This window comes from Novacetimonas hansenii JCM 7643 (assembly GCF_000964405.1).
GTDB classification, from domain to species: domain Bacteria; phylum Pseudomonadota; class Alphaproteobacteria; order Acetobacterales; family Acetobacteraceae; genus Novacetimonas; species Novacetimonas hansenii.
This window is the reverse complement of sequence record NZ_BANE01000164.1, coordinates 1-15254: the sequence shown is the minus strand read 5'-3', so window position 1 is coordinate 15254 and position 15254 is coordinate 1. Positions and strand designations below refer to the sequence as shown.

Annotated in this window: 15 protein-coding genes and 1 tRNA gene; 7 read left to right on the top strand and 9 right to left on the bottom strand. The window is 59.2% G+C overall.

Annotated features, from left to right (window positions below):
- Positions 1-151 precede the first annotated feature (151 nt).
- The gene (locus B7G66_RS11305; RefSeq protein WP_003619457.1) at positions 152-706 is read right to left on the bottom strand and encodes a hypothetical protein; all 555 of its coding nucleotides are present in this window, start codon (positions 704-706) and stop codon (positions 152-154) included.
- Between the two features lie 351 nt (positions 707-1057).
- Between B7G66_RS11305 and B7G66_RS11295 the strand changes: the two genes are divergently transcribed.
- On the top strand, positions 1058-2338 hold the full coding sequence (locus B7G66_RS11295; RefSeq protein ID WP_003619461.1) for an NAD(P)/FAD-dependent oxidoreductase: 1281 nt from the start codon (positions 1058-1060) through the stop codon (positions 2336-2338).
- A gap of 69 nt (positions 2339-2407) precedes the next feature.
- A complete protein-coding gene (locus B7G66_RS11290) occupies positions 2408-3085 on the top strand; it encodes a FadR/GntR family transcriptional regulator (RefSeq protein ID WP_040511872.1) in 678 nt (225 codons plus the stop codon).
- A 156-nt stretch (positions 3086-3241) separates the two neighbouring features.
- Here the strand turns inward: B7G66_RS11290 and B7G66_RS11285 are convergent, their stop codons facing one another.
- From B7G66_RS11285 to B7G66_RS11275, 3 genes are read right to left on the bottom strand one after another with little or no spacing between them, the layout of a single operon-like run.
- On the bottom strand, positions 3242-4864 hold the full coding sequence (locus B7G66_RS11285; protein ID WP_231106196.1) for a glycosyltransferase family 9 protein: 1623 nt from the start codon (positions 4862-4864) through the stop codon (positions 3242-3244).
- A gap of 30 nt (positions 4865-4894) precedes the next feature.
- Positions 4895-6334: an FAD-binding oxidoreductase gene (locus tag B7G66_RS11280; protein WP_003619468.1), complete on the bottom strand. Its 1440-nt coding sequence runs from the start codon at positions 6332-6334 to the stop codon at positions 4895-4897.
- A gap of 52 nt (positions 6335-6386) precedes the next feature.
- On the bottom strand, positions 6387-6815 hold the full coding sequence (locus B7G66_RS11275; protein ID WP_003619470.1) for a DUF4112 domain-containing protein: 429 nt from the start codon (positions 6813-6815) through the stop codon (positions 6387-6389).
- Positions 6816-6981: 166 nt separating this feature from the next.
- Between B7G66_RS11275 and B7G66_RS18990 the strand changes: the two genes are divergently transcribed.
- Together B7G66_RS18990 and B7G66_RS18750 are read left to right on the top strand one after the other, a co-directional pair.
- Positions 6982-7113, top strand: a complete 132-nt coding sequence (locus tag B7G66_RS18990) for a hypothetical protein (protein WP_264986119.1) — start codon at positions 6982-6984, stop codon at positions 7111-7113.
- A gap of 38 nt (positions 7114-7151) precedes the next feature.
- Complete coding sequence (locus tag B7G66_RS18750) at positions 7152-7475, top strand: hypothetical protein (RefSeq protein ID WP_231106195.1); 324 nt, start codon at positions 7152-7154, stop codon at positions 7473-7475.
- 381 nt (positions 7476-7856) lie between these two features.
- Here B7G66_RS18750 and B7G66_RS11260 read toward each other — a convergent pair.
- A tRNA-Val gene (locus tag B7G66_RS11260) sits at positions 7857-7931 on the bottom strand.
- 161 nt (positions 7932-8092) lie between these two features.
- Between B7G66_RS11260 and B7G66_RS11255 the strand changes: the two genes are divergently transcribed.
- Positions 8093-8944 carry an N-formylglutamate amidohydrolase gene (locus B7G66_RS11255; protein ID WP_040510698.1) on the top strand — a complete coding sequence of 284 codons (852 nt, stop codon included), beginning with the start codon at positions 8093-8095 and terminating at the stop codon, positions 8942-8944.
- A gap of 33 nt (positions 8945-8977) precedes the next feature.
- On the opposite strand, the gene B7G66_RS11250 is transcribed toward B7G66_RS11255, so the two are convergent.
- The 4 genes from B7G66_RS11250 to B7G66_RS11235 form a co-directional block, all read right to left on the bottom strand.
- Positions 8978-9337, bottom strand: a complete 360-nt coding sequence (locus B7G66_RS11250; protein WP_040511875.1) for a YidB family protein — start codon at positions 9335-9337, stop codon at positions 8978-8980.
- Positions 9338-9527: 190 nt separating this feature from the next.
- Positions 9528-10247 carry an NUDIX domain-containing protein gene (locus tag B7G66_RS11245; protein ID WP_003619477.1) on the bottom strand — a complete coding sequence of 240 codons (720 nt, stop codon included), beginning with the start codon at positions 10245-10247 and terminating at the stop codon, positions 9528-9530.
- Positions 10248-10528: 281 nt separating this feature from the next.
- Positions 10529-11656, bottom strand: coding sequence for a YncE family protein (locus B7G66_RS11240; protein ID WP_225578845.1), 1128 nt, complete (start codon positions 11654-11656; stop codon positions 10529-10531).
- Positions 11657-11744: 88 nt separating this feature from the next.
- Positions 11745-12545: a creatininase family protein gene (locus tag B7G66_RS11235; RefSeq protein ID WP_141312910.1), complete on the bottom strand. Its 801-nt coding sequence runs from the start codon at positions 12543-12545 to the stop codon at positions 11745-11747.
- Between the two features lie 181 nt (positions 12546-12726).
- Between B7G66_RS11235 and B7G66_RS11230 the strand changes: the two genes are divergently transcribed.
- The gene (locus tag B7G66_RS11230; protein ID WP_003619482.1) at positions 12727-14832 is read left to right on the top strand and encodes a catalase; all 2106 of its coding nucleotides are present in this window, start codon (positions 12727-12729) and stop codon (positions 14830-14832) included.
- 90 nt (positions 14833-14922) lie between these two features.
- Positions 14923-15201 (top strand): SelT/SelW/SelH family protein, encoded by a 279-nt coding sequence (locus B7G66_RS11225; RefSeq protein WP_003619484.1) that lies wholly within the window; start codon positions 14923-14925, stop codon positions 15199-15201.
- Positions 15202-15254: the final 53 nt, after the last annotated feature.

Sequence of the window (15254 nt, the reverse complement as noted above, 5' to 3'; positions counted from 1 at the left end):
AGGCGGCGTCTTCTGAAGCTTTTTGGGAAAAGCTTCACCAAAAAACCTTTATAATTTCAGTATGTTATCGATCATGACTTTTCAAACTGTCTCTTATGATTGACAGCGGATTGTCTAAATGCGTCCGCGATCCGGTCGGTGGGGGCCGGGGTTATGCACGTTCTGCCATCATGCGAATTCGGTTCAGCATGCGCCGCCGGATCAGGCCGCTGACAGGGCGTATGGCGTACCAGTAAGGGGCAAAACGACGACGTGAGGCGTGGGTAGGGCAATCGACACGCGTTTGTGTCACGACCCTGTTATAGGGATGGCCGGGGCACGTTCTGATGTGAAATCCCATGGCCAGCCGGCATATCCCAGTATGGTCGCATGCGGCAAAGGCTTCGGGCGACGGGATGGGGACAAGGCCATAATCGGCTTCCCAGAATGCGCCCATAAGGGCAAAGACAATCTCCACGTTGCCCTCTTGGCCCACGACAGTGAAATCATCAAGGTCGAGCATCCGTCCGCTCCGCGTCCCCATCAGCCGGGCGGGCAGTTCGCGCATCCTTATTGCCATGCGCACCAGCGGGTCATGCCCGGCGCGATAGGCGCGGATGCTTTCCATGATATGTGCAGGCGATGCGTGGATTACGATATGGTGCGTTTCCATGAACTGGTAACGCGGCAGGATTATGTCCAGAAGGCCCGTCTGCGCTGTGTCCATTTCTGTCAGGGGCCTTCCTGTCCCGTTATTGTCGTGGCGTATCATCATGCCAGTTGCCATGCACTGATGTCCTGCATGGTTTTGAATAAAGATATTGTGCATATTGTTCCGGGGGCCTCATGCCGATCCATGCTGCGTGTCTGACGGGCGCGAACCGGCGCGCCGTTTTTTGATTTTGGTCACGGATAATGGGGTATAACGTGGGCCAGCCCCGGGGCAGGGCATTGTCCATGGTGTGTTTTTCACCATAGGACATGGCGGATGTGTGCCCGATGAACCGGGGGATGGATGAGGCGGCGCGCGTCATATTGGCGGGTGGCTGGTCGTGCGAACGGGTTGGAGCAGAGTGAGATGGCGCAGAAGTTTCGGATCGTGATTGTTGGTGGCGGGGTCGCCGGGCTTGCACTGGCCACCCGCCTTGGCAAATCGGTCGGGAAATCCGGGCGCGCGGAAATTACACTGGTGGACAAAAGTTTTGCCCATGTGTGGAAGCCGATGCTGCATTGCTTCGCCGCAGGCACGGCCGCCAACGAGAATGACCGGATCAGCTTCATGTCACAGGCGAGCCGTCATCATTTCGATTTCTGGCCCGGTGAGATTTCCGGCATGGACCGACGGGCCAGGACCATCACCCTTGCCCCGGTGATTGATCCGAATGGGGAGACGGTTCTTGATGAACGTACCCTTGACTATGACGCGGTCATCCTGTCGATCGGCAGCCGCGCCAATGATTTCGGCACGCCAGGTGTGGCCGAACATTGCATGTTCATTGATAACCTGGTCGATGCCAATGGTTTCAATGACCGGTTTCGCACGGAACTGCTCAAGGCGTTTGCCTATCACCGCGAACTTGATATCGCCATTGTGGGGGGCGGTGCGACCGGCACGCAGCTTGCCGCCGAGTTGCACAAGGCGCTGGGCCTTGCGGCACTGTACAGCTTTGGACAGAAGCCGCCCGAACTGAAGATCACTTTGCTGGAAGCCGGTCCACGTATCCTGCCAGCCTTCCCCGAGGCCGTGTCCGAGGCAGCCATGAAACAGCTTGAGGCCATTGGCGTGGTGGTGAAAACCTCTGCCATGGTCAGTGGGGCGGATGAGAATGGGTTCATGCTCAAGGACGGTAGCCATGTCCCCGCGACATTGCGTGTCTGGGCAGCGGGGGTGAAGGCGCCCGATGTGACACGGAAATTCGGTGATATCAGGCTGTCGCGCTCTGGACAGTTGGAGGTGCGCCCGACCCTTCAGGTGACGGGGGATGACAATGTCTTCGCGATGGGGGACTGTGCCTTCATCGCGGAAAAGCCCGTGGCCCCCACCGCGCAGGCCGCCCGTCAGCAGGCCCACCATCTGGCGCGTCACCTGCCTGCGTGGATCGCCGGGCGTCCGCTGCCACCATTCGTGTTCAGTAACAAGGGCGCGGTCGTGGCGCTGGGGGATTACAATGGGTGGGGCACATTCCCCGGTGGAACCGTTTTTGGCGGAGGGTGGTTGCATGGGCTATCCGCGCGTCTGGTGCATCTGATGTTGTATCGCCAGCACCAGTTTGAACTTTACGGGCCGTTCCGTGGCATGGTCTCCTGCCTTGTGGACTGGCTTGATGTATTTGTCCGTCCTGCGGTCCGGCTCGACTGATTATGGGGGGGGGCGCACTGGCGCGTATGACCCTGTTGCGTGCGGGGATTTTGGGATATGAAGCAGGTCATGTCTTCTTTTCCACCACTGCCGCGGCATTCCCTTGTGGAACAGGCCATTGCCTTCATGCGTGAACGCGTGGCGCAGGGGGCATGGGCCTTGGGAGAGCGTATCCCCAAGGAAACCGAACTGGCACACTTGTTGCAGGTTGGGCGCAATACCGTGCGCGAAGCCGTGCGCGTCCTGTCCCATGCGGGCATGCTGGAGGTGCGGCAGGGGGATGGCACCTATGTAAGGTCCCGCACCGATCCTGCTGATGTCATCCATCGTATCAGCCGCTCCGGCCTGCGGGACCATTTCGAACTGCGTGTGGTGCTGGAGGCGGAGGCCGCCCGCCTTGCGGCCCTGCGCCGGACCGAACGTGACCTTGACCTTCTGGAAAAGCTGCTGTTGGCCCGGGGGGAGAAATCTCCCGATATGGATATGGAGGCATTTGTCGCGCGCGATACGGCCTTTCACCTTGCGATCGCGCAGGCGTCGCATAATACGGCGCTGAGTGAGCTTTACCGTTATTTTGTATCGGAAGTGCGTCGCGGCACCCATACCGCTGTGGTGGAACCGACTTTGCCGGAACCTGATCTTGCGGCGCATCAGCGTATTTTTGATGCAATCCGCAATCAGGATGCGTCCGGGGCGGAACATGCCGCCCGTGCTGCAGTGGAAGGGTTGATTACCGCAATGTCCTGACCCTGGCGAGAGATTCCAGAATAATCATCGTCAGGAAACGGGGAGGATGTTGGGGCGGGCGTTTGCCAACAGCCCTGAAAAACATGGTGTCATTCAAAAAATGGCACTAATTCCATCATGCTCCTGCGACAGCATGTGTATGTTCGTTCGGTCAGGTCAGTGCATCGGGGCAGTGTGACGTATGGTCGCGGCCTGCAACAGGTCATGCACGCGTGCCACGACCCCATCCCATGCACCGGGGCGGGACTGACGCACGATCCGCAGATGGGGGTACCACTGGCTGTCCTCCTGTCCTGACTGCCATCGCCAGCAATTGTCATACCGATCCATCATGATGACGGGCCGGCCCAGTGCCCCCGCCAGATGCACGATGGAGGTATCGACCGACACGACGATATCAAGGTTCATGATGATCGCGGCGGTATCATCCATGTCGTGGACGTCATCCATGGGGTCATAAAGCTGCATGCCATCGGGAATGTCGGTCATCTGCCGGGCATGCTGCCCCCGCTGCAGGTTGACAAGGTAAAGTCCGGGAATCGTTGACAGGCAGGCCAGTTGCACAAGGTTCATCGAACGCTTGCGGTCGATGGCCTGCGCCTGCGCCACACCCGGTCGGCTTGCGCCGCCCCAGACCAGCCCGACGCGCAGGCCGGGACGGGGGGGCATGTAATCCGCCCATGCCAGTACCTTGTGCGGGTCGGCCTGCAGATAGGGAACGGGCGCGCCGATAATATCGGATGTCTGCGCCAGAACGCGTGGCAGGCTGCCGAAGGGACAGTGCCAGTCATGGGCGGGAACTGGGCGCAGCGGGTCGATCACCCGTTCCACCCCATAGATGCGTGCTGCAAGTGGCAGGATTTCGCGCGGAACCTGCAATGTTACACGCGCGCCACGACGGATCAATGCCGGGACAAAGCGCAGATACATCAGCATGTCGCCCAGACCCGCCTCTGACAGGATCAGGATCCGCTGTCCCGTCAGCTTGCCATCCTGATTCAGGGTCGGCAGCAGGCGTTCGGGCGGATATTTTAAACGACCGGGTATGCGCAGGCGCCATTCATATTCGGGCCATCCGTCCGCATGGCGCCCCGCCTTAAGCAGGGTCATGGCATGATTGAGGTGGATATGCGGATCATCTGGCCGCAGTGCGAGCGCCTGCGCATGGTGATGCAGGGCCTCGTCCACCTTGTTGTCGATCGTCAGGATATGCGCCAGGTTGGCGTGCGTCATGGCGCTTTGCGGATGGTAGGTCAGAAGATGGCGCAGCAGGGCCTGCGCCTTGTGTGCTTCTCCCGTTTCGTTCTGCGTTACCGCCAGAAGATTCCCCGTTCGCAGGGCGGAAGGATGGCGGCGGCATCCCTCGACCAGGACCTCTATCGCTTCTTCCGTGCGGGCATGCAGTAGCAGGAATTCCCCAAGCTGGTCATACAGGCGGATATCATTGGGGGTCTGCCGCAAGGTGGCATGCAGGGTGGTTTCAATTTCCTCCAGCCGCGAATGGCGCAGCAGAAGTGTCATCATGTCCTGTGCGGGATGGCGGGCCGTCGGATTGTCCTGCGCCAGCCGACACAGCATCCGTGCCGCGCGGGCACTGCGGCCGCAGCCCGCAAGGGCATGGGCGAGGATGATATCCGCCCGCCTGTCATCGCACAGGGGTTCGACAATGGCCCGCGCCTGTGCGAACCCGCCGTTTTCCAGATGCTGCATGGCCTGCCGCAACCGTTCTGTCCGGGCGGTATCGTGCTGGTGTGTCTCTGTCTGCCCTGTCCTTGCCATGTTTGTCGCGTCCGCCTGCGGTAACGTGGATCAGGCGTTCGCGCCGGATGGGGATGCATCTGCGGCAGGGGGGAGCAGTTTGCCGGGGTTGAGGATGTTTTGCGGGTCGAGGGCGTGCTTGATTGCGCGCATGACCTGCAGGGCATTTTCCCCATGTTCGGCCGCCATGAATTCCAGCTTGCCCGTGCCGATGCCATGTTCCCCACTGCATGAACCCTGCAGCGCCAGCGCACGACGTACGATTTTGCGGTCCAGTTCCATGGCGCGTTCATAACCGCCGGGTCCGGGGGGAACCATGATGATGGTATGGAAATTGCCATCGCCCACATGCCCGACAATCGGTGCAGCCAGTCCCGATGCCTCGATATCTGCCTTGACGCCGGTGATCAGCTCCGTCAGGGCCGAAATGGGGACGATGGCATCGGTTGCGATGCCATCATGGCCGGGATGGGCCGCAAGTGCCGCCCAATAGGCACCGTGTCGTGCCTTCCACAGGCGGGTGCGTTCTTCCTGACTGGTGCTCCAGACGAAACCAAGGCCGTTATTGTCGGCAGCGATTGCCTCCACCATTTCCACCTGTTCGCGCACGGCCTCCGGCGATCCCTGGAATTCAAAGAACAGGGTGGTGATCGGGCGGTAGTCCTCCAGCTTGGAATAGGCGATGCAGGCTTTCATCTGCGCATCATCAAGCAGTTCGATGCGCCCGATCGGCACACCTACCTGTATGGTGGAAACCGCAGTGCGCACTGCATCGGCAAGGTTTTCGAACTGGCATGTCGCGGCGGCGATGGTTTCGGGGATACCATGCAGGCGCAACTGCACCTCGGTAATGATGCCCAGCGTCCCTTCGGACCCGATGAACAGGCCTGTCAGGTCATAACCGGTGGATGATTTGCGTACCCGACCACCCGTATCGACAATGCGCCCATCAGGCATGACAACGCGCAGCCCCATGACATTTTCACGCATGGTGCCGTAACGTACCGCCGCCGTGCCCGATGCGCGCGTGGCGCACATGCCGCCGAATGTGGCCTCTCCCCCCGGATCAACAGGAAAGAATAGGCCCATGTCGCGCAGGTGGGCATTAAGTGATTGCCGTGTCACGCCAGCTTCCACCCGGCAGTCAAGGTCGTCGGCATTGACGCCGATGACACGCGTCATGCGTGACAGGTCAAGGCTGATGGCGTCAGCGCCGGGGGTGACGTGTCCTTCCAGGGATGTGCCGCCACCGAATGCCACCACGGGCACCATATGTTCATGACATATGCGCAGGACCAGCGCCACATCAGCCGTGCTTTCAGCAAAAATGACCAATGCGGGCATGCGGGCATGCTTCCAGCCCTCGCCATGGCTGTGCTGTTCACGGATCGAGTCGTTGGTCGTGACCCGCTCGCCCAGTTGCTGGTGCAGGATGCGGGCAACCCCGGCGATCACGGGGGGAAGGGAAGAGAACATGAGCGGCGGTCCCATCAGGCAGTAATCCTTCCTTTTGGGTTATCCGTATATCCGTTTTACCGCAAGATCAGCGCGGGCCCGACGTTTCACGACCGGTCGCGTCCACCGTCATGCCAAAATACTGTTCGATCAGGACGATATTGCGCAGGTTCGCCTTATAAACGGTATCGACCAGATCACCGAGGACCGGCACGAAATCGGCCAGAAGTTCAACCGCGACATTCCCCACCATCCGTGTGAGGATACGGCTTGGCACCCCCAGTCGCCGCGCCTCCCATATGATGTACAGCGATGGGATCGCCATAACCATCGTCCCTGCGACCGGTAATAACCCGATCAGTGTATCCAGCCCCCAGCGCAAGCGCGTACCGGGCAGGACGAAAGCCGCGTCCAACAATGTTGCCAGACGACGCAACCGCAGGATGCAACGCCGGATTTCCGTGCTGTCGAGGGGCTGAGGCCCCGTAAACTGGGATGAGAACGCGGTATGTGCCATGCCCGGTCATATGGGGTGGGGGGAGGGGCGACACAATACCATCATGTCAATGAGGTTTAGCCATCGGGCAGCGCCCCGCTTGCGCCGGCGGCCTTATCCCCGCAGGTGACGGGGGGAACCCGACCCGTTTTGACTGGTCTGTCGGTCGGTATGTGGATGCGGAGCCATGACCCGGAAATTCAACACGTTGGACGAATTCATACAGTATCTGCGCGAGCGTGTGGAACCGAATATTGCCCGCGCCGTGCAGAATAGGGCGGAACTGATTACAACCGAAACCAGGGTGCAGGTCGGCTAATATCCGGACGGACTGGAAAGCGGCCTGCCCAGGCACCATTGGCTGATAGCACTATTGATGACCATATCCGCAAGGGCTTTTCCCCGATGCCATGGCGACGATTGAAGCTGCTTTGGCGCAGGCCGGTGTGGTGTTGGTATCGCACGCAAGCGATTGGCGGCCCGGCGCAGGTTGCACTATTCGTCCACGCCGACCGGGCCGCGCAATGCAGTCAGGCACAGCCGGACCTGGTGGTGGGCACGATCGCAGGCGATGTCACGTTGAGATTGTCCGGGTCATTCACCCAATCCAGCCAATTCACAATTGGTGCCCTAACCACGGCCCCGACTGTCGGCATCCCGGTCGCGCGCTCAGCAGCTTAGCCTGTCGGCCACTCTGTCTTCCCTGCCTGACGTGGAGATGTCCCGGCAGGTTGGTTGCAAGACAGCGATATTCACGCAGAATGACGACGGCTGGTACCAGGGGGCGGCACGGCTGATTGCTGACCGAGAGGTCTTGCGGGAACGCGGGATGGAGCTGGTTGAGAGTTGGGTGCGAGACAGTGCATCCCGCGCGCGTCGGTCACGCCGTTTGTAGGTGGACGGCAGCCCCACAGGAACATGCAGCGAAAATAGTGGTACGGATTATTTGGCATGGATCAATGCGTGCTAAAGTGGCCTGATCCGTATCGGGCTGTATCGAAATACACCCATCAACCTACTGCCAAAATTTTTTTATTTTCTGGGTATTATGACCGAAGCAAATGGTGGGCGCAACAGGGATTGAACCTGTGACCCCTACCATGTCAAGGTAGTGCTCTACCGCTGAGCTATGCGCCCATTTGCTTCGGTGAAAAGGCTTCTAACTGCCACCGGGGTTTCGTGCAACCCCTTTTTTCAGAAAAAATCACATTGACCAGCTCTTGGTCGCCTGTCCCTATGTCCGACATGCCATTTCTTCGCGTCCTCCTGTGCAGACACCACGTTTTATGTGTGTTCCCATGCCGTTAACCACGTTGCCGCCGTATGAGGTCATTCCCCCAGGTGCATCGATTTCGCCACTGGTGGTGGCCTCTGCGCATTCGGGGCGGGATTATACGGATCGCTTTCTCAAACAATCCCGTCTGTCGCCTGCGGCCCTGCGACGGAGTGAGGATTGTTTCGTGGAGGAGTTGTTACACTCTGCGCCATTATATGGGGCACCCCTGCTGCATGCCCATTTCCCACGTGCCTATTGCGATGCCAACCGGGAGCCATGGGAACTGGACCCCAGCATGTTTCGCGATGCGTTGCCGGATTGGTGCAATACCTCCAGTAAAAAGGTGCAGGCAGGTTTTGGCACCATTGCCCGCCTGGTTGGGAATGGCGGGCCGATTTATTGCCATTCCCTGGATTTTGAAGAAGCGGAACGTCGTATCCGTGAGTGCTGGTATCCTTACCATGCAGCGCTTCTTCATTTGATTGAGGCCAGCGTAGCACGGCATGACCTGTGCATTCTGCTGGATGGGCATTCGATGCCGCGGCAGGGGGGGCGTGACAGTGCCGATTTCATTCTGGGGAACGCATGGGGTACATCATGCGCGCCTGAAATCACCGCTATGGTTGAAAAAATCTTGACGGAGCATGGATATCGCGTGGCACGGAACATGCCGTTTGCCGGTGGATACGTGACACGGCATTATGGCAGGCCACGCAGGGGCGTTCATGCCCTGCAGATGGAAATCAGCCGCCATCTATATATGGATGAACGCACGTTGGAACGCCATGACGGTTTTCCTGTCGTGCAGCAGGTCTTATCACGTGTCATGGCGGAACTGTCAGGTCTGGCCCACCATATGGCACGCCAGACCTGACAGGTTATGTTGACAGACAGTCGCGGTGGGGTTTCAGGCTTTTGCCGGCACTTCACCCTGCGGGGTCTGTGCGTTGACGGCGACAGGAAGCAGATGGGCCAGAACCGGCAGGATCGTGCTGGCGGGCAGGCCGGTATGATCCACCATTGCCTGCACCTGCTGGCTGCTGAGCAGCGAACGCAGTTCGTCGGTGGAAATCGGCAGGTTTTCACCAGTACCGATCCAGGAGCGTACCTTGTCGGTCAGGCCGGCCTTCTGCGCCTGATCCATCAGGGAAGAAATCGTATCGGGGGTCAGCAACTGTGCCAGATAGGTATGCACCTGCTCCGCCAATCCCGAACTGGCTGCCAGGTTGGTCAGCTTTCCCATTACGTCGTCGAAAATGCCACTCATGATCATGTTCCTGAAATTTGCCTGATGTCACCAACATAAGCGATCTTGGACAATTATAAAAAAAATATATAAGCCTAGGTAAAAAAAAGCGGTGCATATGCACCGCTTGAGTTTAGGGAGGAAACGTCCAAGAAGCAGTTGCCAAGGCAAATCTGCTTCCCGGATTTATGATGTCCCTCACGCTTATGTGTCAAGGAGAAAGATCGGCACCAGCGTCATTCTGTCTGACGCGGCGTGCCATATACAGGTGATAGGACAATATCGTCTTGGCATCGGTCCGGCCAATGTGGGGCAGGTCCGCCAAAGGCAGGACATGCAGGTGTATGTTTTCATGCTCGCCCGGCAGTCCGGTATGCCGTCCGTCCAGCGTGCGCACGACATCAGTGGGGACCGTTATGTCCGCGCAATAAAGTGCCATGGCTTCATCCGTCCCGCCGGGGGAAAGCCATACGGTATCAAGCAGCACAAGGTCTTCCTGCCTGACCTTCAGATCCGTCCCGACTTCTTCGGACAGTTCACGCAGGGCCGTGCTGATGAACTCTCCGCCATCCAGCATGCCCGCAGGTAATGCCAGAAGGTCGGGACGGGCGATGGGAATGCGCGCTTCACGCGTCAGGACCGTAAGCGGCGCGGTCCCCGGACAGTGCAGGACCAGCAGGACCGAAACCGAATCTCCGCGTAACAGGGCTGCGCCCGGTACGGGTTTTCCGTCGTGGCGGGCATCCGCAACGGCCATGATGAACCCGACGCGCGGGCCAAACATGATGACATCATGTACATCAATGCGGCGGACATCGAAACGCGCCACCAGCCCGTCGCGCCAGCGTACGAAATGGGGCGCCGATCGCACGGCGTCGTGTACCCCCAAGGGAACCGCAGGGGAAAAATGGACCAGATCCGTATCTGACATGTCGCGCACTCCCGTCCCTGATGACACAGGAATATACCTTGGGGGACAAAAGCCCATCATCACAGATGCAGGGCACCCATGATGGTAACGGTGCGATCATATCCATCCCGTGCGGTATCGGGAAACAGCCGCGCCGGTCAGTTGAAACGATAAAAGCCCCCGAAGATGGCGCCGGTGTAAAAAGGCGCACCTTCGGGAGCTTTTATGTTTCCATACCAACGGGGTGTTTTAATAAACAGTCCGTTGCCGTTTTATCGCGCGGGCGGCTTCTGGTATGCCCGTTAACGCAGGATGCCGGTATGGCCGATGGAATAGCGTCCTGGCTGCGGCCAGACCGTCAGGCCATGCGGTTCCTGGCCAACCGCAACCTTGCGCACTGCGCCGGTCGTTGTGTCAAAGGCATAGACAACATCGTCAAACCGTCCGGACAGCCACAGCGTCTTTCCATCAGCACTGACATTGCCCATGTCCGGGCTGCCGCCACCGGGAATGGGCCACTGGCTGACCACTTTTTCGGTGGCGAAGCTGATGACCGATACGCCACCGGCCTTGCCATGCGGGGGGCCATGGATCTTGTGCGATCCACGGTTAGCCACATACATCATCGTCCCGTCCCTGCTGGGATACAGGCCATGCGTGCCGATTCCTGTCGGGATGAAGCCTGTTTCACGGAACGTGTCGCCATCAATGATGAACACCCCGTCCGCATGCATGTCCGCAACATAGAATGTATGCCCGTTCGGGCCGGTCAGGACATCTTGCGGCATGCCACCGCTTGACAGCTTGAGATATCCCATCACCGTGTGGTTGACGGTATCCACTTTCGCCAGATAGCCACCGAACTCACACGTAAAGATGGCATAGCGTCCGTCAATCGAGAAATCGGCATGGTTGACGCCCTTGCATTGTGGCACCTCCACCGATGTCTGTAACTGCATGGTGTGGGGATCGCGGAAATCGAGGCGTTCGCGTGCCTCGGCCACCGTTATGGCCGACTTGCCATCGGGCGTGAAATACATGTTGTACGGGTCATCGACCGCGACCTCCGGCCCCGGCAGGGTGGTGCGCGGGTTGATGGGGGTCAGGCTGCCGTTGGTCGTGCCTTCGGCATTGTTTGTCACCCACAGGGTGCGCAGATCCCACGACGGCACGACATGCTGCGGGCTTTTGCCCACGGGGAAGCGGTTGACGACCTTGTAGGTCTGCGGATCAATGACATAGACATTGTTCGACCGAAGGTTGGGAACATATATCCGTGCCGGGTCCTGCGCCACTTCTGGTGCGATATGGGCGGGTGTCGTTTCGGTATAGATATTTCGCGGGTCCACGACCGGCGGCATGCCGGGAATGGTCTGTACCACCTGTTGCGCCCGTGCCCCGGACGATCCCGCACATCCCAGGGCCGCCATGCACAGCCCCGACATCAGAAACAGTTTTTTTACGCTCATGCGATCCAATCTCCTGGCGCCCCTATAGCACGCGGCAAAAATCTGGCAATCACGGAGAAATCGGACCATTTTGGTCGGTCTGGAGCGCCCTGACGGCTGCTGTGACCTGCATGTCCGTCCCCACCTGTCCCAGCGCTGCGCTTGCGGGGCGGGGGTCGCCGCCATAGACACCCTGCGACGGACCGGGAAGGGCGGCATGATGCAGGGCGTCCTGGCGCACCATATCCGGCTGTACCGCCAGCATCAGCGACGTATCGCTGAGATCGGCATGCGTGCCCACATCTGCCCCCAGCCCCCGCCTGCGCAGGTAATCGGCATAGCTTCCCGCCACGACATCATAATATGCGCCCAGATAAATCACATGCGCGCCCGTGCCTGCCCACCTGCGATTCAGCACCTGTGCCACGGTCCTGAGATCCTTTTGGTATCCCCCATGATCGCCCAGCAGGACGATGCGCCGGAACCCCTGCACACGCAGGCTTTCGGCCGCTCCCGTGACCAGTTCGCGAAAGACGGCGGGCGGGATGCTCAGCGTTCCGGCAAAGCGCATGTGCGACGTGCGGGGTGACGTGCCGCCTTCGGGCACATATGCGATGGTGGGCGCCACCAGCATGTGGCCCACCTCGTGCGCGATGCGCTGTGACAGCACGGTGGCGCGGACATTATGCTTGCCCACCGCGATGAAGGGGCCACTCTGCTCCGTCCCGCCCACGGGAATGATGACGCTGGTCCACCCCTGGGCAAGGGCATCGCGGATTTCCGTCCATGTCAGGTGTTCAAACACTACGTCACGCGGCGCGGTGGCATGCGCCCTGTCAGGGAGCAGGGTCATCCCCCCCATGCCCCCCATGAGTGTACACGCACAGGCCATCGTGCGGCCCCATTTCAACATCCGTCGCATCGCGCCTTCATCCCGCCCCAGAGCCGCGGAATGCCCGCGCCGGAACCATCTGGCGGACATCCCGTTATGTTACCGGATATTTTACCCGGACCTGCCATGACTGGCGCGTCGGTATAAAGGAGAAGCGGCCATGAATGCCAGTGCCAGCCCACACCCATCACATGCCACGACAGGACAGGGGGGAGAGACCCACCAGACGGCGGATGATGCTGGCACGCCCACCATGACCACCCAGCAGGGCGTTCCCGTATCCGACGATCAGAATACCCTGCGCAACGGTCCCGATGGCCCGGCTTTGATGGAAGATTTCCATTTCCGGGAAAAAATCTTCCATTTCGACCATGAACGCATTCCCGAACGTGTCGTCCATGCCCGTGGGTATGGCGCGCATGGCTATTTCGAACTGACCGATTCCCTTGCCGATGTGTGCCATGCCGATATTTTTCAGCATGTGGGCGAAAAGACCCCGGCCTTCGTGCGTTTTTCCACCGTGGCAGGCGCCAAGGGATCGTCCGACACGGTGCGCGATGTACGCGGCTTTGCGGTGAAGCTTTATACCCGGCAGGGGAACTGGGATATCGTTGGCAACAACATGCCGGTTTTTTTCATACAGGACGCGATGAAATTCCCCGATTTCGTCCATGCGGCCAAGGAGGCGCCTGACCGTGCCTTTCCACAGGCACAGACCGCGCATGACAATTTCTGGGATTTCGTCTCCCTCTCGCCCGAGGCCACGCATATGGTCTGCTGGGCAATGTCCGACCGTGCGATCCCGCGCTCCTTTCGCTTTATGGAGGGGTTTGGCGTTCATACGTTTCGCCTGATCGATGCGCAGGGGCGCTCGACCTATGTCAAGTTCCACTGGAAACCCCGTCAGGGCCTGCAATCCATTGTCTGGAACGAGGCGCTGAAGCTGAACGGTGCTGATCCCGATTTTCATCGACGTGACCTGTGGAACGCCATCAATGCCGGGGATTATCCCGAATGGGAACTTGGCGTGCAGTTGTTCGATGATGAATTCGCGGATAAATTTGCGTTCGATATTCTCGACGCGACGAAGCTGATCCCCGAGGAACTGGTGCCCGTGCGTCGTGTCGGGCGGCTGGTGCTCAATCGTGTGGTGGACAATTTCTTTGCAGAGACGGAGCAGGTTGCCTTTTGCACCCAGAATATCGTGCCGGGGATTGATTTTACCAATGATCCCCTGTTGCAGGGGCGTAACTTTTCCTATCTCGACACGCAAACCAAGCGTCTGGGTGGTCCCAATTTCACGCATATCCCCATAAATGCGCCCAAATGCCCGTTCCATAATTTCCAGCAGGACGGGCACATGGCGATGCACAACCCAAAGGGGCGCGTGAACTATGAACCCAATTCATGGTCACAGCCACATGGCGGCGCACGTGAAAACCCCATCACCGGGTTCCGCTCCTTTGCACAGGAACAGTCGGGGGCGAAAGTGCGCCAGCGCTCTGCCGCGTTTGGTGACCATTACAGTCAGGCACGCCAGTTTTATATCAGCCAGACCCCGGTCGAGCAGACCCATATGAAGGACGCGTTCGTCTTTGAACTGAGCAAGGTTGAAACGCCTGCCATCCGCGTGCGCATGTTGGCGCACCTGCGCAATGTGGATGAAACACTTGCCCATGGCGTGGCGGACGGGCTTGGTATTTCTCCCTTGCCCGCTGCGGCCAAGCCTTTCCTGCCCGTGCGTACGGACCTGCCGGCTTCCGATGCGCTGAGTATCCTGAAAAATGGCCCCGGCAGCTTTCATGGGCGCAAGCTCGGGATCGTGGTGAGCGAAGGTACGGATGCGGACCTGCTGTCTGCCGTGCTTGAAGCTGCCCATAATGTGGGCGCGGAAACCGAACTTGTCGGTCCGCGCATCGGCAATATCTGTAACGACCGTGGCAAGGTGCTGCCGGTCATGCAGAAGATCAATGGCGGGCCGTCGGTGCTGTATGATGCTGTGGTCCTCCTTCCTTCCGCACAGGGAAGCAAGCTTCTGCTGGGCGAGGCGACGATGCGTGATTTCATTTCCGATGCCTATGCCCATGCCAAATTCATTGGATATGGGGCAGATGCCGAACCGCTGCTGGATGCTGCCGGTGTCACGGCCCCTGCGCGTGATGATGGTGTCATCCGCCTGGGCAGTGGGGGTGATGCCGCATCGTTTGTAAAAGCCTGCGGTGCGCTGCGTTTCTGGCCGCGTGAACAATACGTCCACGCCGTATGATATTCGTGCCCCCATCCTTCTTTTTTGCCTGTCGACCCTTGATACATGTGCGGGAGGGAGACAATGAAAAAGAAGGACGGAGGAAACGGCATGGACGAGAAACCAACCATCACCATACATTACTGCACGCGCTGCAACTGGCTGTTGCGTGCGGGATGGATGGCGCAGGAACTGCTTTCCACCTTTGGCGAGGATCTGGGCGCGGTCAGTCTGGTGCCCGGCAGTGGTGGCCGGTTTGAGATCCATGTCGGCCCGCATATGATATGGGAACGCAAACGCGATGGTGGCTTTCCCGGCCCCAAGGAACTGAAGCAGCGGGTACGTGATATCATAGCGCCCGAACGCGACCTTGGTCATACCGACCGTTAAGAGAGTGTTTGAAAACACATCATTGATAAAAAAGAAAAGTTTTTGGGTGCCGC